Genomic DNA, 19,417 nt, shown 5'->3' on the forward strand with positions numbered 1-19,417 from the left:
TGGGGCGCGTTGTTTTGCATACCAATTGCACTTCAAGTGATGAGCGGGTGAACGCGGTGCCGACCGGCAAGGTGAAGTGGTACGACGTCGAAAAGGGCTTCGGCTTTCTGTCGCAGGAAGAGGGGGAGGACGTCTATGTTCGTTCGTCCGCTCTGCCCGAAGGCGTCGAGGGCCTCAAGGCCGGTCAGCGCGTCGAGTTCGGCATGGCCGCCGGGCGGCGCGGTCCGCAGGCGTTGAGCTTGAAAGTGCTCGACCCGGCGCCGTCGCTGCGCCAGAACGCCGCACGCAAGGAACCTTCCGCAAAGAAGCACACCCCCGACGAATTGCACGGCATGGTCGAGGACATGATTACGCTTCTCGAGGCGAAGGTGCAGCCCGACCTGCGCCGGGGCAAATACCCCGACCGCAAGACGGCTCAGCGCATCTCCGAGGTTGTCCGCGCCGTCGCCCGGGAACTCGACAGCTGACAGAACGCTTTTCCGAAAAAGGAACCCCGCACCACGACACGGTGCGGGGTTCCTTTTTCGCTTGCTGTCGAATCAGGCCGTCTTGATCGACCAGGCGGCCCGCGCCTGCGTCAGCCCCTGCTCGTCGATGACGGCGGAGGGCAGCTGGATCTCGACTCCGGCCAGCTGTAATTCTTCCGTCGACGGCACGGTCACTGCACGGGTCTCACCCGCGCGGTGCGCCCTCTCCTGCACGACGACCTGCCCCGACGGGTCCTGATAGACGACGACCATGCGCCACGGTGCGTCGACGATCTCCTGCGGCAGCGACAACTGCAGCGCGGATCCGGGGGGGACGTCCAGTTCGGCAAGCCGGCCCGTCTCGCAGTTCTCGAGGTACAGATTGCAGAACGCCAGTGGCGCCACCTGCTCCGCGTGGCCGTGCGCGAAGGCGGTGATCTCGGGCAGGCGGGGATCGGAGTCCCGAATGAGCGCGTATAGAACCCCGACGAAGGCCACGGCCGTCACCACCAGTCCCACGGTGATCAGTGCCAGGGTCTTCTTGGTTCGCGCCTGCATACTCACTTACGTCACATTTCCCGTCGATCGGTCGGCCCTGTGGGTCGAGATTGGCTGAGTTACTTCCTGTTCGGCGAGGTCGGGCCGCTTTCCGCCGAGCCCTGGCAGCAGCGTGCTGCCCCGGTAGGTGAGGACCGTCTGCACCAGCCCGACGGTCATAACCGCCGACACCACGGTGAATCCGATCCAGTACTCGGTGGGGAGCAGGACGCCCAGCGCACCGCCCACCACCCAGCTGAGCTGCAGCACCGTCTCGGAACGACCGAATCCCGAGGCGATCGATTCTTCCGGCAGATCGTGTTGCAAGGATGCGTCCAGCGACACCTTGGCCAGAGCGCTCGCCGCCGACCCGACGAGGGTGGCAACGGCTGCGGTCAACAGGTTGTCGGTGACGGCAGCGATCACCGCCACCACCCAGACGGCGCCCGTGCAGCGCAGGACGATCAGAGCGGGACGGCCGAGTTTGAGGCGGGCGCCGGCGGCGTTGCCGGTGAAGTTCCCGATGCCGGCAGCTGCCCCGACCAAGCCCAGCATCGCGGCCTGGATCAGTGGTTCGTGGTCGGTCCGGGACTTCGCCACGAACGCGATGTACAGGGTGAGGAACCCGGTGAGCACGCGGATCGTGCTGTTGCCCCACAGCCCGGTGATGACCGCCCGTCCCAGCGGCTGCCTGCGCTTACCCGACTTGGGCCCGGCGTCCGCCTCCGGCATCACGCGGGTGCGGTCGATGACCTCGGTGTGTCGGTCGTCACCGTGATAGGTGAGGGTGGCCGGGACCTCGCCTTCGGTTACCTCCACCCACGACGGGATACGCATGCTCAGGTAGGCGCCGAGGACGGTGATCACCGCTGCCAGCCACAACGTCGCCATGGACGATCCGGTGACCAGCGCGAGAGCGCCGGCGAGAGCGCCCGCGCCGATGGTTCCGCCGAGGAGACCGAAGACGGTGAGCCGGGAGTTGACCCGGACGAGGTCGATCTCCGGCGGTAGTACTCGTGGTGTGACAGCGCTCTTGAGGACCGAGAACGACTTACTGAGCACCATCATCCCGAGTGCGGCGGGATAGAGCACCCAGCTGTCGAAGTTGAAGACCAGGATGATCGCGAGCGCGGTACGCAGTCCGAACGACGACGCGAGGGCGATGCGCCGACCGTGCTGAAGACGGTCGAGCATCGGGCCGATCAGTGGGGCGATGACCGCGAACGGGGCGATGGTGATCAGAAGGTACAGCGCGACCTTGGTCTTGTCCTCGCCCGTCGCCGCGGAAAAGAACAAGGTGTTCGCGAGCGCGACGGCGATGGCCGCATCGGTCGCGTTGTTGGTCATCACCGCATAGGTGAGCGCGGTGAGTCCCGATTTGTCCGCACCATCTGCCTTCGCTGCCCGGTGGAAAGTGGCGATCGTCCTGTTGGTCAGCTCGCGACTGCGCATGGCGGCTACCCGGGTGACCGTGAGCTTGCGCGGCATCGGCGGCGCCTTGGGTGCATTCGCCCGGTCCTCCTCCGACCGGGATCGCTGCCCACCGCCCACTGGATGCAGGGGCGGCAACGGCGTACGTCGTCCTCCGGAGCGGGCAGCCGGAGGATAATTGTCGTAGCCGGGATGAGCGGTTGGCCCGGAATTGCCGTGGGGCGCCCGACTGCTGTCGGAGTCGAAGGGTTCGCGCGGTCCGGTCACTCCCCAATTCTGTCCTAGTCGGCGGACATCCGACCACAGCAACCCCGGGCAAGCTGGTGGGACCGGCCTGTCAGGGAACGAATCGGACCTCGAACATTCGCGGCCAGTATTTTCCGGTGAGGAGGAAACGGTCGGTTCCGGGAATCTGGGCGACGCCGTTGAGGACGTCGACGTCCCGCGGCCCGGGCGGCAACGCGTCGCGTAGTGCGCTCGCGTCTATCGCCGCGATCACGCCGCCGTCGGCGGGGTCGATACGGACGAGGGTGTCGGTGGTCCACACATTGGCGTAGACGGTGCCGTCGTCCGCGCACTCGAGTTCGTTGAGGTGAGCGACGGCAACCCCGTCCCGGCGCGCCTGGACGGTGCGCTGCGCTTCGAACGTTCGGGAGTCGCGGAAGGTGAGGGTCGACGAGCCGTCACTGGTCACGAGACTGCCGGCAAGCGCGCAGATGCCCCAGCCCTCGGCGTCCAGTGCGACCCGACGCTGCTCGCTCAGGGTCTCCCGGTCCCGAGCGATGGCCACACCGTCACGCCAGGTCAGCTGCCACACCGTGTCGTCGACGACGGTGATGCCCTCACCGAACAGAGGGGGAGGGAGCTCGGCCCGAGCGCGGACGGTCCCGCTGCCCAGGTTCGTCGCACGAACCCACGACTCGCCGCTTCGACCTGTCCCCTCGAAGAGATCGTCGCCGGCGATCTCGAGCCCCTGAGTGAAGGCATTCGGGTCGTGATCGAGGGTGCGCAGTATCTCCACACGCAGCTCGGCGTCGGGGGCGTCGGCCGCTGTGGGGGCCTGCGCGGAGCAGGAGGTCACCATCATCGCGACCCCGAGGAGGGGCGCCGCGAGTGCGGGGACGAGGTGCCTTCCGCCGGTCATCGGACCAGCATGACAGCCCAGGTGGGCATCCACTTGCGGTGGTGCGGCAAACTGGTGGTGTGAGTGTTGCTTCTTCCGACGAGCGCGCAGTGTCGCGCCCCGTACTGACCGACGCCGTCGAGCTCGCCCGAACCGCGCTGGCCGAACTGCAGGACGGGGGAATCGGCGAGTACCTGGGTGTCACCACCGAGGACGAGTGCGCCGCGACTCACCGTTTCGTCGCCGACCTTCCGGGCTACCGGGGCTGGCAGTGGGCGGTGGTGGTGGCCGCTGATCCCGCGGCGGATCACGCCACCGTCAGCGAAATCGCCCTCCTCCCCGGACCCGATGCCCTCGTCGCCCCCGACTGGATTCCCTGGGATCAGCGCATTCGGCCGGGTGATCTGTCGGCCGGTGACCTGCTGGCACCCCCGGCCGGCGACCCCCGGCTCGTTCCCGGCTACGTCGCCAACGGCGACCCCGAGGTCGACGACGTCGCCCTCGAAATCGGGCTCGGCCGCAAACAGGTGATGAGCCTCGAGGGCCGTCTCGACGCCGCGCAACGCTGGCACGACGGCGAGTACGGTCCGGATTCGGAGATGGCCAGGGCGGCCCCGTCCACGTGCTCCCTGTGCGGGTTCTATCTGCCGCTCGCCGGGTCGCTGCATCGAGCGTTCGGCGTGTGCGGCAACGAGTTGGCGGCGGACGGGCACGTCGTCGACGCCGAATACGGATGCGGGGCCCATTCGGACACCTCGCTGCCGTCGGGTGCCGGTTCGCCGCAGTTCGACGCCTACGACGACGGCGCCGTCGAGATGGTCGAGGGTCCGACCGGAACCGAGGCCGGGAACGCCGACCCCGACACGGAGACAGTGACGGCCGAGGCGACCGCGGCCGGCAACTCCGACGTGGAGGATTCCGCATCGACCAGCTAGCCGATCCTTTCGGCACGGGTGCCCTTCGGGACTCGACGCTGCACGCGTGGCGCACCTCACCCACCCGGTTGAGGGAAGACGCCGCCGCGGAGTCCGATCTCGTCCACGCCGGCTACCGCGACCGGTTGCTGACCGAGCTGGCGCAGAACGCCGCCGACGCGGCCGCGCGCGCGGGCGTGCCCGGTGAGCTCTGGGTGCGTCTCGACGGGTGCGTGCTGAGCGTCGCCAATACGGGTGCGCCGCTGGACGAGTCCGGGGTGCAGGCTCTCGTCGCCCTCCGTGCGTCGAACAAGTCGGCGGGCACGGTCGGCCGTTACGGGGTCGGGTTCACCGCGGTGTTGTCGGTGAGCGACGAGGTGGAGTTGCGATCGACGTCCGGTTCGGTCGCCTTCTCCTCGCGGCGCACGCGATCTGCGCTCGCGGAGTTCGACGGCGCCGATCCGGGTGCCGATGTTCCGGCGCTGCGCCTCGCGTGGCCCACCGACCACCGTCCCGCCGCGGGGGCGACGTCCGAGGTCGTCTTGACCCTGCGCGACACCGTCGACGCGACCGCGTTGCTGGCCCACATGGCCCGTGAGGCGCCGGACCTGCTGCTCGAGCTTCCCTCCCTGGCCTCGATCACCGTGGGGGGCAGGGAGTTTCGAAGACGAGAGCACTCACTGGCATCCGGGCTGACCGACATTGCCATCGGCGACGACCACTGGTGGCAATTCGAATCCGGGCGGGCCCGGTGGCTGGTCCGCGTCGTCGACGGCGTCGTGCGCCCCTCTGCCGACGACGTTCTGCGTGCCCCCACTCGCTCGGACGAGGAACTGTCGATCCCGGCAATGTTGATAGCGGACGTTGCGATGCAACCCGATCGCCGCCGCGTGCTGCCCGGCGCATCGCTTGCCGAGGTGACGGTCGGTTACGCCGACTTCGTGGCGGCATTGCCCCCGAAACAACGACCGGCGCTGGTCCCCTTGCCGGGTTTCGCTCGCAGCGAGGTCGATTCGGCTCTGCGGGAACGGCTGCTCACCGAACTGCGGGAGAAACCGTGGCTTCCCACAGTCGGCGGGAAGGACAGGGCGCCCAACCGGGCATCGGTCGTTCCCGGACTCAGTGACGAACTCGCCGAACTCCTCGCCGACATCGTGGACGGCCTGGTGGTGCCGGAACTGTCCGGACCGCGCTGGGCCCCCGCTCTGGCCGCCGTCGACACCCACAGGATCGGACTCGCCCGCATCGCCGAACTGCTCAGCGGGATCGACCGGGAGCCGACGTGGTGGGCTCGCCTGTACGCGGCGCTCGAACCTCTGGCCGTCGACGCACTCGCGGCCGAGGAACTGGCGTCCATTCCCGTGCCGCTGTCGGACGGCCGCACGGTGACCGGACCGCGAACAGTATTGCTGGGACACGACATCGGAGACGTTCTCGGTGTGGACTGGACGCGGCTGGTCCACCCCGAGGCGGCGCACCCGCTGCTGTCGAGGCTCGGCGCCAAGACCGCGACCGCCGTCGACCTGCTGTCCGATCCGGCACTGCGGGCCGAGATCGAGGACCTCGATCACGACGACGTGGCGGCGGCGGCGGAATTGTCCACCGTGGTGCTCGCGCTTGCCACACACGCCGAGCCCGGCGCCCTGCCGTCGTGGGTGGGCGAACTCCTTCTGCCCGACATCGACGGCGAATTGCGCGGCGCCGACGAATTGCTCCTACCCGGTGCACCTCTCGCGGCGGTTCTGGTGGACGACTCGCCGTTCGCGTCGGTGGACCCGGCTTTCGCCGAGCGGGTGGGCGAGACAGCATTGCGTGCCGTCGGTGTGGGCTGGGGCTTCACCGTGCTGCGCGCAGAACTGCCCACCGGGCCCGATCACGACCTCGACGACGAGAACCGCTGGTGGGACACACTCGACGACGATCCCGAGACGATCGACGCCGTACGTGACCTCGACCTCGTGGACGAGGACCGCTGGGCGACGGCTCTGACCATGCTCGCGACGGATCCGTCGACCCGCCCACTGCTCGCGGACCGCCGCGGCTACACGGCGTGGTGGCTACGGCACAACGCCGAACTGGACGGCCAGGCCCTGGGATTGCTCCGCGAACCGGGCGATGACACGTTCACCGGGCTACTGGACGCCGTCGATCATCCGGAGTCGGTCGTGTTCGCCGCGGCGCTCGCCTCACCCGCCGTCGATTCTCCCGAACTGGCGCAGCTACTCCTCGATCGTCTCGCCGACTCCAGGCGGCAGCCATCCCCGGCGGTGATCGTGCGCACGCACACCCTGCTGGGCGCGGCCGCTGCTGCGGGGGTCCTCGACCTCGACGAACTACACCTGCCGGACCATGTGCGCGCCGTCACCGGCGCTGTGATCGACGCCGGCGCGGCGCTGGTGCTCGACAAGCCGTGGTTGTCCGCCGCAGTCCCGCACGACCGCCTGGTCGCCGGGGCCCTCGACACCGGTGAGGCACTGGCCGACCTGCTCGATGTCGCCACAGCCTCCGCGGCGGTGCGGAGCGTCGTGACCAGCACCGGCCGCCCGGTGTCGTGGGAGCTCGAACCGACGGCAGTGCTCGCCCACGTCAGCATCGGCCGACCCCTGCCCCACGGCAAGGTCGTGGTTCATCCGCAGCTCACCGTATCGCTCACCGGTGCCCTCGATGTCGAAGTGACCGTTCCGTGGTGGGTGGACGAAGACGGCACCACACACGTCTCCGCGTCCTGGGCGGCAGCCACCTGGGGTGTGCCAGATGCCCGTTGACAGCAGTGTCCTGAAGGGGGCGATCGAGGACCGGCCTCTGTGGCTGGTCGACGTCGTCACGGCGATCACGAACAGCGGGGGAACCGTCGCCGCGTGGATCATCTCGGTCGTACTCACCGTCACACTGCTCCGGCAGGACCGCCGACGGGACGCCCTGCTCGTCGGCGGCGCGATGCTGTCCGGCTGGGCGGTGATGAGCGGCTTGAAACAACTGTTCCGGCGCGACCGACCACCGCTCCCCGAACGGCTGGTCGACATCTCGACCTACTCGTTCCCGTCCGGCCACGCCATGATGACCGCCACCCTGGCTTGTGTCGTCGGCACCGTGGTCGTTCGCCTCGTCGTGCTTCCTCGTGTCCGCGCGGCAGCGCTGACCCTGCTCGGGCTCTACACGCTGATGGTCGGGCTGTCGCGGGTCTACCTCGCGGCGCACTGGATCACCGACGTCCTCGCCGGCTGGGTCTTCGGGGCACTGTGGGCGGCCTTCTGGATTTTGCTGACCCGCTCACCCGCCGGCACCAGCACCCGCCCCTAGAGCAGACCCTGCTGCGCCACTAGAGCAGACCCTGCTGTGCCCCCCGACTGCCGCGCCTCGCCGCCCGCCGCTGCAGCGCGAACAATCCGTAGCCGAGGAACCCGACGACGACGCCCGCGATACACGTCGGCAACGCATCCGCCCACCGGTCGCCCGTGACGATCACCACGACCATCGCCACAACCCACGCAAGCGTGCCCAGGATCAGTGCAGGTCGCGGGTCGGCGAGGCGCCGCGTGAGGGGTTGTCGGTCTGCGGTCTCGTTCACCGGAAGAACGCTACCCTCGTCGCCGTGCCCTAATCTCCAGTAGCGACGCGCGACTTCTGGCGATGGGGATTGAGAACATGGGTGCAGCTCCGAAACTGCTCGACAACTACTTCAAAATCACCGAACGTGGTTCGACAGTGGGCACGGAAATCCGCGGCGGTGTGGTCAGCTTCGTCGCGATGGCGTACATCGTGGTCCTCAACCCATTGATTCTCGGCAGTTTCTCCGCGGACGACGCCGTCGCCAAGACGGACGTCCTCGGCAACATCCTCCCCGTCAACCAAGTTGCCGCGGTCACCGCCCTCGTGGCGGGTCTGATGAGCATCGTCTTCGGCATCGTGGCCAACTATCCCTTCGCGATCGCGGCGGGCCTCGGTATCAACAGTCTCCTCGCCGTTACCATCGCGCCGCAGGTCACCTGGCCGGAGGCGATGGGCCTGGTGGTGATCGACGGAATCATCATCGTCGTCTTGGCGCTCACCGGTTTCCGGACCGCGGTGTTCAACGCCATTCCGCCCGAACTGAAGTCCGCGATCGCCGCCGGCATCGGAATGTTCATCGCGTTCATCGGCCTCGTGGACGCCGGATTCGTGCGACGCATTCCCGATGCCGCCGGAACGACGGTCCCCGTGGGCCTCGGCATCAACGGATCTATCTCTTCCTGGCCCACAGTGACCTTCGTATTCGGTGTCCTGCTGATGGGCGTACTGGTAGTCCGTAGGGTGCGCGGTGGATTGCTGATCGGCATCGTCGTCACCACCGTGCTGGCGGCGATCATCGAGGCGGTCGCCGGAGTGGGTCCGTCGCTCGGAGTGAACCCGAACGGTTGGAACCTCAGTGTGCCCGCGGCTCCCGATGTCGTCGCGGAACTCCCGGACCTGAGCCTCGTCGGCGACGTCAGCCTCTTCGGCGCCTTCGTCCGCATCGGCGTGCTGGCCGCGAGCCTCCTCGTGTTCACACTCGTGCTCGCCAACTTCTTCGACGCCATGGGCACCATGACCGGACTCGGCAAGGAAGCCGGTCTCACCGACCAGGAGGGCAACCTACCCAACATCGGGCGGGCGCTCGTCGTGGAGGGAACCGGCGCCATCGTCGGAGGTGGCGCATCCGCTTCGTCCAACACGGTCTTCGTGGAGTCCGCATCCGGTATCGCCGAGGGCGCGCGCACCGGCCTGGCGAATGTCGTGACGGGACTGCTCTTCCTGGCCGCGATGTTCCTCACCCCGCTGTACTCGGTGGTGCCGATCGAGGCGGCCGCGCCAGCCCTGGTCGTGGTGGGCGCCATGATGATCGGCCAGGTTCGCGACATCGACTTCTCGAAGTTCTCGATCGCGTTGCCCGCGTTCCTCACCATCGTCGTGATGCCGTTCACCTACTCGATCGCCAACGGCATCGGTGTCGGCTTCATATCCTGGGTGGTCCTGAACGCTGCGAGTGGCGGTGTCAAGAAGATTCACCCGTTGATGTGGGTGGTGGCACTGCTGTTCGTGGCGTACTTCGCAGTGGACCCGATCACCGACGCAGTAACGTAAACGACGGCCCATCGGTCCCGTATTGTCATTCCCGTGACCACGGATACGCGCGCACTCGCCAGCGACCTTTCTTTGGCCGTCGTGCGCCTGACGCGTCATCTGCGTGGGCGTCGCGTCGACGCCCAGGTGTCGCTCACCCAGCTGTCTGCGCTGGCAACCCTTGCCCGTGACGGAGCCATGACGCCGGGCAATCTCGCCGCCCGTGAGAAGGTGCAGCCGCCGTCGATGACCCGGGTCATCGCCTCGCTCGTCGATCTGGGACTGGTCGAGCGCGCAGCGCATCCCACCGACGGCCGCCAGATCATTGTCACCCTCTCCGATGCCGGTCACGCGCTGATCGCCGACGAGACGCACGCCCGTGAAGCCTGGATGAACGAGCGGCTGTCCGGACTCGACGAGGACCAGTTGAAAACGCTCCGCGACGCGGTCGGCATCATCACGGCCATCGTCGCCGACTCCGAGTAGCCGCACCGAAGCGCAGGCGCTTCGGCCGCCGGGAGCAAGATGGAACGGTGCCACCCGAACCTGACGCCGCCTCACCCGCCCGGCAGAAGACCGGAATGTTCGCCGCCCTGCATACCCGCAACTACCGGCTGTGGGCCTCGGGGCAGATCGTGTCCCTCGTCGGGACGTGGATGCAACGGGTGGCGCAGGACTGGCTCGTCCTGACCCTGTCGGACGGCAACGCCCTCGCGGTGGGCATCGTGATGGCACTGCAGTTCGGGCCGACCCTGTTCCTGTCCGTGTGGGGTGGCGTGCTCGCCGACCGCTACGACAAGCGGCGAATACTGATCACCACTCAGGTGGCGATGGCGTTGTGCGGCCTGGTGCTCGGCCTGCTCGACGTGGGTGGGGTGGTCGTGCTGTGGCACGTGTACCTCATCGCCTTCGTGCTGGGTTGCGCCTCCGCGATCGACGCACCGGTCCGTCAATCGTTCACCATCGAAATGGTCGGCAGGGATTTTCTTCCCAATGCCATCGCGCTGAACTCGATGACCTTCAACACCGCACGCATCATCGGCCCGGCGGTGTCCGGGGTGCTCATCACTCTCATCGGCACGGGCTGGGTGTTCCTCCTCAATGCCGCCACGTTCACCGGGGTGTTGGTCGCGCTGGCGATGATGAATACGCGGGAACTGTTCACCGCCCCGCCCGCGGAACGCGGTAAAGGGCAGGTGCGGGCGGGCTTTCGTTATGTGTGGGGCCGCGCCGATCTACGCGTGCTCATGATCGCGGTGTTCCTGGTGTCGACGTTCGGGCTGAACTTTGCCCTCAGCCTGGCTGTGCTCGCCCGCAACACCTTCGGGCAAGGCGCGGACGCCTACGGGCTGCTGTCCACCACCCTGGCCGTCGGCACGCTCGCGGGCGCCACGATCGCCGCGAAGCGCCGGACACCGCCGCGGTTGCGTACGTTCCTCGGTGCCGCGGCAGCGTTCGGCGCGTTCGAGATTCTCGTCGGGCTCATGCCCACCTACCTCCTCGTGGCCGTCATGCTGGTGCCCACCGGCGCGCTCACCCTCACGTTCACCACGGCGGCAATGAACATTCTCCAGATGTCGGTGCCGTCGGAGATGCGGGGCCGGGTGATGGGTATCTATATGCTCTGCTTCCTCGGTGGCACTCCGCTGGGCAGTCCGGTCCTCGGCTGGCTCGCCGACGTCCTCGACCCGCGTGCACCCCTCGTGATCGGCGGTGCCATCTCATTGGTCAGCGGCCTCGGCGCTGCCCTGTACCTGATGCGGCACGCGAAGGTGCGACTGAAAGTACGCAGACCGGATGCGGGCCGCTACCTTCCGGTGTTCGAGCTGCACAACGTCGTCGACCCGCACCCGGTCGTGGTGTGCGACGCCACCGAGCAGGCGGTGGAAGCCGGCCGCGACTCGCGGCCTTGACGGCTGCCGCGACCGTTCAGACGCCGACCGCCGTCGCCACGGCCCGCCGGGTCAGCACTCTCGCGAGGTGGCTGCGGTAGTCGGCGTCGGCGTTACCGTCGGTGACCGGGTCGGTGCCCTCGGCCGCGTGCTCGGCGGCCGCCCGGATCAACTCCGGATCGGCGGCCTTGCCGACGAGCGCGTCCTCGACGCCGCGAGCGCGCACCGGCACGGCCCCCATGTTGGTCAGCGCCACCCGGGCCTGCCGGATCGTGCCGCCGTCGACCTGAATCGTCGCGGCCACCGCCACGATCGACCACGCCTCCGCGACGGTGTTGAACTTCTCGTACCGCGCCTCCCAGCCGGTGTGCTTCGGGATCCGCACATCCGCAAGTATTTCGTCCGGGTGCAGTGCCGTCGTGTAGTAGCCCTCGAAGAAGTCGGCGACCGGAATGCTCCGCCTGCCCGCGGTCCCGACCGCGGTGAGGGTGGCGTCGAGTGCCAGTGCCGGTGCGCACAGGTCACCCGCCGGATCGGCATGCGCCAGAGCGCCACCCAGCGTGCCGCGGTGCCGGATCTGCGGATCGGCGACCGTGCGGGTCGCTTCGACGAGCAGCAGCGCATGCTCCTGGACGAGCGGGTCGCGGATCATGTCGTAATACGTGGTCATCGCGCCGATCACGATGCTGTCGCCGTCTTCGCGCACACCGCGCAACTCGCCGATCCGGCCGAGATCGACGAGAGTGCTCGGCGAGGACAGGCGCAGCCGCAGCACCGGTAGCAGGCTCTGGCCGCCCGCGAGTATCTTGGCGTCGTCCCCGGCCTCGGCGAGTGCGGCCACCGCCTCTTCGACAGTGGTCGGGGCTACGTAGTCGAAGGTCGACGGAATCATCGGGCACCTCCCTGAGCGGACCGGATGGCGTTCCAGACCCGCATCGGTGTACAGGGCATCGCGATGTCACGCACCCCGAACTGTCGGACGGCGTCGAGGACGGCATTGACGACGGCCGGTGTGGATGCGATCGTTCCCGCCTCACCGACCCCCTTGACGCCGAGTGGATTACCGGTGGCGGGGGTCTCGGTGCGGCCCGTGGTGAACTTCGGCAGATCCGCCGCGGACGGTACGTGGTACTCGGCGAAGGAACCCGACAGCAGAGTGCCGGACTCGTCGTACACCGCCTCCTCGTACAGGGCCTGCGCGATGCCTTGGACAAGCCCGCCGTGCACCTGACCCTCGACGATCAGCGGGTTGACCACGTGCCCGATGTCGTCGACGCACACGTAGGACCGAATGCCGACCTTCCCGGTCTCGGTGTCCACCTCCACCGCGCACAGATGCGTGCCGTGCGGGAACGAGAAGTTCTCCGGATCGTAGGTGGCCTCGGAGTCCAGGTTCGGCTCCACCCCGTCGGGCAGATCGTGCGCGGCGAACACGGCGAGCGCGACGTCGGCGATGCCGACCGCCTTCTCGGTGCCCTTCACCCGGAATCGTCCCTCGGTGAACTCGAGATCGTCCTCGGCACACTCCATCAGGTGCGCGGCGATGGGCCGGGCCTTCGCGATCACCTTCTCGGCGGCCTTCACCACCGCGATCGCCCCGACGGCCAGCGACCGTGAACCGTACGTGTCCATGCCACGCGGCGACGTCTGGGTGTCGCCGTGTAACACCTCGACGTCCTCGAACGGAACCCCGAGCTGATCCGCGACCACCTGGCTCCACGCGGTCTCGTGTCCCTGGCCGTGCGCTGACGAACCGGTGACCACCTCGACCTTGCCGGTGGGCAGCATTCGGATCGCCGCGTGTTCCCACCCGCCGGCCCCGTAGGCCAGCGCGCCGAGGGTGCGCGACGGCGCCAGACCGCACATCTCGGTGAACGTGGACACCCCGATGCCGAGTTGCACCGGGTCCTTTCGCTCGCGTCGCTCCGCCTGTTCGCGTCGGAGACCGTCGTAGTCGAACAACTCCCGCGCGCGCTCGGTGGCGGCCTCGTAGTTGCCGGAGTCGTAGGTCAGGCCCGCGACGGTGTCGAACGGGAACTCCTCGTGGGTGATCCAGTTCTTCGCCCGCAGTTCCAGCGGATCCATCGACAACTCGGTCGCGAGCTCGTCCATCATCCGCTCGATCGCGAACGTCGCCTCCGGCCGCCCCGCGCCGCGATAGGCGTCGGTGGGCACCTTGTTGGTGAACACGTTGGTGCACGTGAAGTGATACGCCGGGAACTTGTAGATGCCGTTGAACATGAACGCGCCCAGGATCGGCACCCCCGAGGTGACCAGGCGCAGGTACGCGCCCATGTCGGCGAGAAGTTCGACCTTCATCCCGGTGACGGTGCCGTCGCGGCGGGCGGCCAGTGTCAATTTCTGGATCTGGTCGCGCCCGTGATGCGCCGCGACCATCGATTCGCTACGCGACTCGGTGTACTTGACGGGCTTGCCGAGTCGCCGCGCGACGAGCAGAGCGATGACTTCCTCCGGCGTCACCTGAAGTTTGCCGCCGAAACCGCCGCCGACATCCGGGGCGACGACGCGCAGTTTGTGTTCCGGTATGTCGAGCGTCATCGCCAGCATCAGCCGCAGGATGTGGGGGATCTGTGTGGCCGACCACATGGTGATCTGAGCGCCGGTCGGGTCGACCACCACCGAGCGGGGCTCCATGAACGCCGGGATCAGCCGCTGCTGCTTGAACGTGCGCTCGACGAGGACCTCGGCGTCGCGGATGGTCTGCTCGACGTCGCCGCCCGTGCCTGCCTCCGCAGAGTCGAAGGTCCAGGTGGCGCTGACGTTCGTCCCGAGATCCGGGTGCACGAGTTCGGCGCCGTCGGCGGCCGCGGCCGCGAGATCGAGCACGACCGGCAGTTCGTCGTACTCGACGTCGATCGCCTCGAGTGCGTCGTGAGCCTCGTACGCGCTGCGTGCCACCACAACCGCGACGGCCTCGCCGGCGAAGTTCACCCTGTCGACCGCGAGGGACGGGGCGGGCGGTGACTTCATGTCCGGTGTGATCGGCCATGCGCACGGCAGGCTGCCCTGCTCGGCGGCGAGGTCGGCGCCGGTCAGGACCGCGACGACACCGGGCATCTCGTGGGCGGCGGTGGCGTCGACACCGGTGATGCGGGCGTGCGCGAACGGGCTGCGCAGAATCGCCAGGTGCTGCATACCCGGCAGCACGAGGTTGTCGGTCCAGCGGGTGCGTCCGGTGACCAGATGCTCGTCTTCCTTGCGCTTGCGGGCCTTTCCGATTTCCGGTTCGGCGGTGGCGGTCATCGCACACCTCCCTGCGCGGTGTCGGTCGTCGGTGCATCCGCCGTCGTCGGTGTTTCGGTGGTGCTGCCGCCGCGCAACCGCTGCGCCGCATCCTGCACCGCGCTGACGATGTTCTGGTACCCGGTACAGCGGCACAGATTGCCTTCCAACCCCAGCCGCACCGTCCGCTCGTCCGGGTCGGGTTCCTCGGCGAGCAGGTCGAGGGTCTGCATGATCATGCCGGGGGTGCAGTAGCCGCACTGCAGGGCGTGGTTGTCGCGGAACGCCTGCTGCACGGGGTGCAACGTCCCGTTCCGGGACAGGCCCTCGACGGTGAGGACGTCGCCGCCGTCGGCCTGCACGGCGAGCACCGAGCAGGACTTGACGCTGTGACCGTTCAGGTGAACGGTGCACGCCCCGCAGTTTCCGGTGTCGCAGCCGATGACGGTGCCGACCTTGCCGAGCCGGTCCCGAAGATAGTGGACGAGGAGCAGTCGCGGTTCCACCTCGTCCGTGTATGCCGTTCCGTCGACGGTGACAGTGATGCGCATTGCGCCTCCAAAGCCGGGAGCGTCAGGTGATACGTCCTACTTTGCGCCGACGGAGCGCGAACAACACCCGAAATCGTGGAACCGGTTCAGGATCGGTCACGTTCGACGTGCGACCTCGAGCAGTTCCTGCAGTGTCGCGAGACTGTGGCCGGCGAGCAGACGATCGACGAACGGCAGGGCGGCCGCGATCCCCGACTGCACCGGCTCGTAACCGTCCGCGCCTGCGTGCGGATTCACCCACAGCACGGTTCGGGCGAGTCGGCGCAACTGTGCCATCTGCTCTGCGAGCAGCGTGGGGTCACCGCGCTCCCAGCCGTCGGAGAAAATCACTACGACGGCGCCGCGGGCAACGCCCCGCCTGCCCCAGCGGTCCAGGAACGCGCGCAGCGTCTCACCGAGACGGGTGCCGCCCGCCCAGTCGGGCACGGCCCGGCCTGCCGCGGCGAGCGCCACTTCCGGGTCGCGGACCCGCAGCGCCCGGGAGAGCCGCGTCAGGCGGGTGCCCAGAGAGAACACCTCGGTGCCGCCCGGGTTGCCGCGGGCGACGACGTGCGCAAAACGCAGAAGTGCGTCGGCGTACGGGCTCATCGATCCGGACACGTCGATGAGCAGCACCATCCGGCGTGGCCGGGTGGCCTTGCGGTGGAGGCTCGGCCGCACCGGTTCGCCGCCCGCCGCGAGCATGCCCCGTACGGTGCGCCGCGGGTCCACCGTCCCCCGGCGGGCCGGGCGCATCCGGATGGCCGGGCGGGCTGGGGGCCGCGGACGCAGGGCGGCGATCAACTCGGCGAGGTGCGCGCGTTCGGCCGCGGTGAGGTCGGCGATGTTGCGGTGGCGCAATACCTCGGTGTCGTCCGCGGCGACCCGCAGTTGCGGCGCGTCGCCACCGATGTCGCCGCCGTTCGTCGTGGTCATGGCGGCGGTTCGGGCCCGGCGAGGCAGTTCCCCGGACCGCGGCGTGCGCGCCGGGACGGTACCGCCGAACCAGGCTGCGAACGCCGAGTCGTACCGGGGGATGTCGTCGGGACCGCGGCACAGTGTCGCGCGACCTGCCCAGTACACCTGTTCGGGATTGCCCACTTCCACCTCGCGGAGTGCCCGGGTGAAGGCGGCGACGGCGTCCGACGCGACCGGCAGTCCCGCGGCTGCGAGGGCGTGGGCGAACCCGGCCAACCCCACCAGAGGATCGCCGGCGCCCTGTGCTGCGGGCATGCTTCTCACCCGGCCAGGAGCCGGTCCAGTCCGGCACGGGCGACCCGTTCGAGGTCCTCGCGGTACTTGAGGACGGCACCGAGCGTCGCGGCGGCTGTCTCCGCGTCCAGCACGTCCCGGTCGAGTTCGCGCAGTGCGCGTGCCCAGTCCAGCGCCTCGGCCACCCCCGGCGGCTTGAGCAGTTCCATCTCCCGCAGGGAGTGGACGGCGTGGGCGACCTGCGCGGCGAGGTCGGGGCCGATGCCGGGGATGCGGCGTCGCAGGATCGCGACCTCCCGGGCCAGGTCGGGGTGCTCGAGCCAGTGGTACAGGCAGCGGCGTTTGAGTGCGTCGTGCACTTCGCGGGTGCGGTTGGAGGTGAGCACCACCAGCGGCGGTGTCGCCGCCCGCACCTCGCCGAGTTCTGGGATGGTGACCGCGTTCTCGTCCAATACCTGCAGCAGGAACGCCTCGAATTCGTCGTCGGCGCGGTCGATCTCGTCGACGAGCAGCACGCAGGGGGCTTCGGTGAGCGCCCGCAGCAAGGGTCGGGCCAGAAGGAACCGCTCGGTGTACAGCGAGCGTTCGACGGTGTCGGCCTCGAGCAGGCCGGTGCTCGCCGCCTCGAGCGTCCGCAGGTGCAGCAGCTGCCGCGGGAAGTCCCAGTCGTAGAGCGCCTGCGCGGCGTCAATGCCCTCATGACACTGCAGGCGGATCAGCGGCAGGTCGAACGCCTCCGACAACGCGGTCGCGAGCGACGTCTTGCCGGTGCCGGGTTCACCCTCGCAGAACAGCGGCCGTCCCATACGTATGGCGAGGAACGCGGCCATCGCGACGCCGTCGTCGGCGAGGTAGCCCGTGGCGTCGAGCGCCCGCGCCAGTTCCGCAGGCGAACCGACCGTCGGTGTGGAATCCCTCACCCACGCGAGCCTAGGTGAGTGCCCGCCCCCGGACACGCGACTCGGAGGAGCTTGCTGCCGTCAAGCGTCCGGCTCCACCCTGCCGCGGTCCTCGCTCAACCGCCGGAACATCGCGGTGGCGCCGAACCGCGCGGCCACCCGTTCGACCAGTCCCGGCGCGATCTGCCCCAGAGCGAGCAGCGGGCGGATCGGGGCTCCGCTCTCGACGATCTCGGGCCGGTCACGCCGGATTGCCCGGATCACGGCGGCGGCGACCTTGTCGGTGGTGGTCTCGCCCGTGATCCGGCCGGCCCTGATGCCGCGTTCCGTCATGCGCTGGTACATGCCGTCGCCGGCGATGAATCCGGGGCACACGACGGAAAAGCCGACGGGCGAGCCCGCGTACTCCGCCCGCAGCGACTGGGTGAGACCGATCAGGCCCGCCTTCGTCGTGGCGTACGGCGCGCAGTATGCCGGACCGATCTTCGCTGCCAGCGACGAGATGAACACCACGTGTCCCCAACCGCGGTCGAGCATCCCGGGAACCACTCGGCGTGTGAGAAGCAGTGGTGCGGTGAGATTGACGTCGACCATTGCGGTGAGCTCGCCGGGGTCGAGTCGGGTGAAGGCCGAGACGTTCTCCACACCGGCGTTGTTCACGAGTAGGTCGAGGGGACCGACTGCCGCCTCGGTGCGTTCGATGAGCGAATCGAGCTGTTCCAGTCGGTTCAGGTCCCCGGGCACGGCCTCGGCGCGCACACCGAGAGCACGCAGTTCACCGACGACTTCCGCGAGTCGATCCTCGCGTCGGCCGGACACCGCGACGGTGACGCCTTCACGCGCCAGCGCCCGTGCGATGACGCGGCCGAGGCCGCCGGAGGCACCCGTCACAAGAGCCGTGCGCCCGTGCAGTTGCTTCATCCCTTCGAGCTTTCGCGTTCGGTGGTGGGGAGTCAACGGGGTGACTCCGCACATACGGCACGATGGACCGGTGGTTTCCGTCATCGACATAGCAGATCCGGCCGATTCGCGGCTGGACAACTTCCGCGATCTCAACTCCTCGGATCGCCGCCCGGATCTTCCCGAAGGTAAGGGCCTGGTGATTGCGGAAGGCGTGCTGGTGGCTCAGCGCCTGCTCGCCTCTCGTTTCGACCCGATCGCGCTGCTGGGCGTCGATCGCCGGCTCGGGGAACTCGCGGACGACCTGGCCCGGGTGGACGTCCCGTTCTACCGAACGACGGCGGATGTCATGGCCGAGGTCGTGGGATTCCACCTCAATCGCGGCGTACTGGCCGCGGCACGTCGGCCGGTGCCGCTCGACTTGCCGGAGGTGCTCGACAGCGCGCGAACGGTCGCTGTCCTCGAGGGAGTGAACGATCACGAGAACCTCGGTTCCATGTTCCGCAACGCTGCCGGGCTGGGAGTGGACGCCGTCGTCTTCGGCAAGGGTTGTGCGGACCCGCTCTACCGCCGGGCGGTGCGAGTGTCCATGGGCCACGTTCTGCGCGTTCCGTTCGCACACGTGTCGGCCTGGCCCCGCGACCTCGACGTGTTGCGCGAGCGCGGGTTCCAATTGATCTCGCTGACGCCGAACCCCGAAGCGATCACCTTGGCCGAGGCCATGACGGGGGAGAAGGTCGCCGTCCTGCTCGGCGCGGAAGGCCCAGGCCTCACCGAACATGCCATGCGCGCCACGGACGTCCGTGCCCGCATCCCGATGGCCCCGGGGACGGATTCGCTGAATGTGGCCACCGCCGCCGCGATGGCGTTCTACGAACGCGTCCGGACGGGTCGGTGACGGTGCCGCCTGCACCACGACCGGTGTCCGGCGCCGGGGTCCCGTGGTTCACCGGGCTACTCGTCACCGGATTCACGGCGGTCGTCGTGGCGACCGCGGTCATCGCCTTCGGCACCCAATTGGCCCGCATCAACGCGGTGCTCGCGGTCTTCCTGGAGCTGGTGGTGGTGGCGGGTGTCGCGCCGACTGCGTGGCGGTTCCGCCGGACACCGGTGTGGCGCTGGGTGGTATACGGAATGGGCGTGGGAGTTCTCGTGGGATGGATCGCGGCTATCGCGGGCGCCGGCTGACC

Annotated in this window: 19 protein-coding genes; 9 read left to right on the forward strand and 10 right to left on the reverse strand. The window is 68.6% G+C overall.

What is annotated here, in order from left to right; translation table 11 throughout:
- Positions 1–56: 56 nt before the first annotated feature.
- Positions 57–467, forward strand: coding sequence for a cold-shock protein (locus tag CBI38_RS06485; RefSeq protein ID WP_109334893.1), 411 nt, complete (start codon positions 57–59; stop codon positions 465–467).
- Between the two features lie 72 nt (positions 468–539).
- On the opposite strand, the gene CBI38_RS06490 is transcribed toward CBI38_RS06485, so the two are convergent.
- From CBI38_RS06490 to CBI38_RS06500, 3 genes are all read right to left on the reverse strand, one after another.
- On the reverse strand, positions 540–1,025 hold the full coding sequence (locus tag CBI38_RS06490) for a DUF2771 domain-containing protein (RefSeq protein WP_109327384.1): 486 nt from the start codon (positions 1,023–1,025) through the stop codon (positions 540–542).
- Positions 1,026–1,031: 6 nt separating this feature from the next.
- Positions 1,032–2,702, reverse strand: coding sequence for an MFS transporter (locus CBI38_RS06495; RefSeq protein WP_109327386.1), 1,671 nt, complete (start codon positions 2,700–2,702; stop codon positions 1,032–1,034).
- Between the two features lie 70 nt (positions 2,703–2,772).
- Positions 2,773–3,579, reverse strand: coding sequence for a glutaminyl-peptide cyclotransferase (locus CBI38_RS06500; protein WP_109327388.1), 807 nt, complete (start codon positions 3,577–3,579; stop codon positions 2,773–2,775).
- 38 nt (positions 3,580–3,617) lie between these two features.
- Between CBI38_RS06500 and CBI38_RS06505 the strand changes: the two genes are divergently transcribed.
- The 3 genes from CBI38_RS06505 to CBI38_RS06515 all read left to right on the forward strand — a co-directional run bounded on the left by CBI38_RS06505 (position 3,618) and on the right by CBI38_RS06515 (position 7,772).
- The gene (locus tag CBI38_RS06505; protein WP_109327390.1) at positions 3,618–4,493 is read left to right on the forward strand and encodes a DUF3027 domain-containing protein; all 876 of its coding nucleotides are present in this window, start codon (positions 3,618–3,620) and stop codon (positions 4,491–4,493) included.
- Positions 4,494–4,669: 176 nt separating this feature from the next.
- Positions 4,670–7,237: an ATP-binding protein gene (locus CBI38_RS06510; RefSeq protein WP_109334894.1), complete on the forward strand. Its 2,568-nt coding sequence runs from the start codon at positions 4,670–4,672 to the stop codon at positions 7,235–7,237.
- Entirely contained in the window at positions 7,227–7,772 is a 546-nt protein-coding gene (locus tag CBI38_RS06515) for a phosphatase PAP2 family protein (RefSeq protein ID WP_109327392.1), read from the forward strand. The genes CBI38_RS06510 and CBI38_RS06515 overlap by 11 nt, the downstream gene beginning before the upstream one ends.
- A gap of 19 nt (positions 7,773–7,791) precedes the next feature.
- On the opposite strand, the gene CBI38_RS06520 is transcribed toward CBI38_RS06515, so the two are convergent.
- Positions 7,792–8,040, reverse strand: coding sequence for a DUF2530 domain-containing protein (locus CBI38_RS06520; RefSeq protein WP_109327394.1), 249 nt, complete (start codon positions 8,038–8,040; stop codon positions 7,792–7,794).
- A gap of 77 nt (positions 8,041–8,117) precedes the next feature.
- Between CBI38_RS06520 and CBI38_RS06525 the strand changes: the two genes are divergently transcribed.
- From CBI38_RS06525 to CBI38_RS06535, 3 genes are all read left to right on the forward strand, one after another.
- Positions 8,118–9,572 (forward strand): NCS2 family permease, encoded by a 1,455-nt coding sequence (locus CBI38_RS06525; protein ID WP_109327396.1) that lies wholly within the window; start codon positions 8,118–8,120, stop codon positions 9,570–9,572.
- 33 nt (positions 9,573–9,605) lie between these two features.
- Entirely contained in the window at positions 9,606–10,037 is a 432-nt protein-coding gene (locus CBI38_RS06530) for an Rv0880 family HTH-type transcriptional regulator (protein WP_109327398.1), read from the forward strand.
- 95 nt (positions 10,038–10,132) lie between these two features.
- Positions 10,133–11,464: an MFS transporter gene (locus CBI38_RS06535; protein ID WP_109334895.1), complete on the forward strand. Its 1,332-nt coding sequence runs from the start codon at positions 10,133–10,135 to the stop codon at positions 11,462–11,464.
- A 16-nt stretch (positions 11,465–11,480) separates the two neighbouring features.
- Here CBI38_RS06535 and CBI38_RS06540 read toward each other — a convergent pair whose 3' ends face one another.
- The 6 genes from CBI38_RS06540 to CBI38_RS06565 all read right to left on the reverse strand — a co-directional run bounded on the left by CBI38_RS06540 (position 11,481) and on the right by CBI38_RS06565 (position 18,248).
- Positions 11,481–12,335: an FAD binding domain-containing protein gene (locus CBI38_RS06540; protein ID WP_109327400.1), complete on the reverse strand. Its 855-nt coding sequence runs from the start codon at positions 12,333–12,335 to the stop codon at positions 11,481–11,483.
- On the reverse strand, positions 12,332–14,707 hold the full coding sequence (locus CBI38_RS06545) for a xanthine dehydrogenase family protein molybdopterin-binding subunit (protein WP_109327402.1): 2,376 nt from the start codon (positions 14,705–14,707) through the stop codon (positions 12,332–12,334). Before CBI38_RS06545 ends, CBI38_RS06540 begins: the two co-directional genes overlap by 4 nt.
- Complete coding sequence (locus CBI38_RS06550) at positions 14,704–15,237, reverse strand: (2Fe-2S)-binding protein (protein WP_109327404.1); 534 nt, start codon at positions 15,235–15,237, stop codon at positions 14,704–14,706. The genes CBI38_RS06545 and CBI38_RS06550 overlap by 4 nt, the downstream gene beginning before the upstream one ends.
- Positions 15,238–15,333: 96 nt before the next feature.
- Positions 15,334–16,449: a vWA domain-containing protein gene (locus CBI38_RS06555; RefSeq protein WP_109327406.1), complete on the reverse strand. Its 1,116-nt coding sequence runs from the start codon at positions 16,447–16,449 to the stop codon at positions 15,334–15,336.
- Between the two features lie 5 nt (positions 16,450–16,454).
- Positions 16,455–17,348 (reverse strand): AAA family ATPase, encoded by an 894-nt coding sequence (locus CBI38_RS06560; RefSeq protein ID WP_109327412.1) that lies wholly within the window; start codon positions 17,346–17,348, stop codon positions 16,455–16,457.
- Between the two features lie 60 nt (positions 17,349–17,408).
- A complete protein-coding gene (locus tag CBI38_RS06565) occupies positions 17,409–18,248 on the reverse strand; it encodes an SDR family NAD(P)-dependent oxidoreductase (RefSeq protein ID WP_109327414.1) in 840 nt (279 codons plus the stop codon).
- Between the two features lie 70 nt (positions 18,249–18,318).
- On the opposite strand from CBI38_RS06565, the gene CBI38_RS06570 reads away from it, so the two are divergent.
- Both CBI38_RS06570 and CBI38_RS06575 read left to right on the forward strand, forming a co-directional pair.
- Complete coding sequence (locus tag CBI38_RS06570) at positions 18,319–19,125, forward strand: TrmH family RNA methyltransferase (protein WP_109327416.1); 807 nt, start codon at positions 18,319–18,321, stop codon at positions 19,123–19,125.
- The gene (locus tag CBI38_RS06575) at positions 19,122–19,415 is read left to right on the forward strand and encodes a DUF2537 domain-containing protein (RefSeq protein WP_418328319.1); all 294 of its coding nucleotides are present in this window, start codon (positions 19,122–19,124) and stop codon (positions 19,413–19,415) included. Before CBI38_RS06570 ends, CBI38_RS06575 begins: the two co-directional genes overlap by 4 nt.
- Positions 19,416–19,417 lie beyond the last annotated feature (2 nt).

It is taken from the genome of Rhodococcus oxybenzonivorans, from assembly GCF_003130705.1.
Lineage (GTDB): Bacteria > Actinomycetota > Actinomycetes > Mycobacteriales > Mycobacteriaceae > Rhodococcus_F > Rhodococcus_F oxybenzonivorans.

Coding starts and splice junctions, on each gene's coding strand:
- CBI38_RS06525 (WP_109327396.1), top strand. CDS start 8,118: ATGGGTGCAGCTCCGAAACTGCTCGACAACTACTTCAAAATCACCGAA.
- CBI38_RS06565 (WP_109327414.1), bottom strand. CDS start 18,248: ATGAAGCAACTGCACGGGCGCACGGCTCTTGTGACGGGTGCCTCCGGC.
- CBI38_RS06540 (WP_109327400.1), bottom strand. CDS start 12,335: ATGATTCCGTCGACCTTCGACTACGTAGCCCCGACCACTGTCGAAGAG.
- CBI38_RS06555 (WP_109327406.1), bottom strand. CDS start 16,449: ATGCCCGCAGCACAGGGCGCCGGCGATCCTCTGGTGGGGTTGGCCGGG.
- CBI38_RS06545 (WP_109327402.1), bottom strand. CDS start 14,707: ATGACCGCCACCGCCGAACCGGAAATCGGAAAGGCCCGCAAGCGCAAG.
- CBI38_RS06550 (WP_109327404.1), bottom strand. CDS start 15,237: ATGCGCATCACTGTCACCGTCGACGGAACGGCATACACGGACGAGGTG.
- CBI38_RS06515 (WP_109327392.1), top strand. CDS start 7,227: ATGCCCGTTGACAGCAGTGTCCTGAAGGGGGCGATCGAGGACCGGCCT.
- CBI38_RS06535 (WP_109334895.1), top strand. CDS start 10,133: ATGTTCGCCGCCCTGCATACCCGCAACTACCGGCTGTGGGCCTCGGGG.
- CBI38_RS06490 (WP_109327384.1), bottom strand. CDS start 1,025: ATGCAGGCGCGAACCAAGAAGACCCTGGCACTGATCACCGTGGGACTG.
- CBI38_RS06500 (WP_109327388.1), bottom strand. CDS start 3,579: ATGACCGGCGGAAGGCACCTCGTCCCCGCACTCGCGGCGCCCCTCCTC.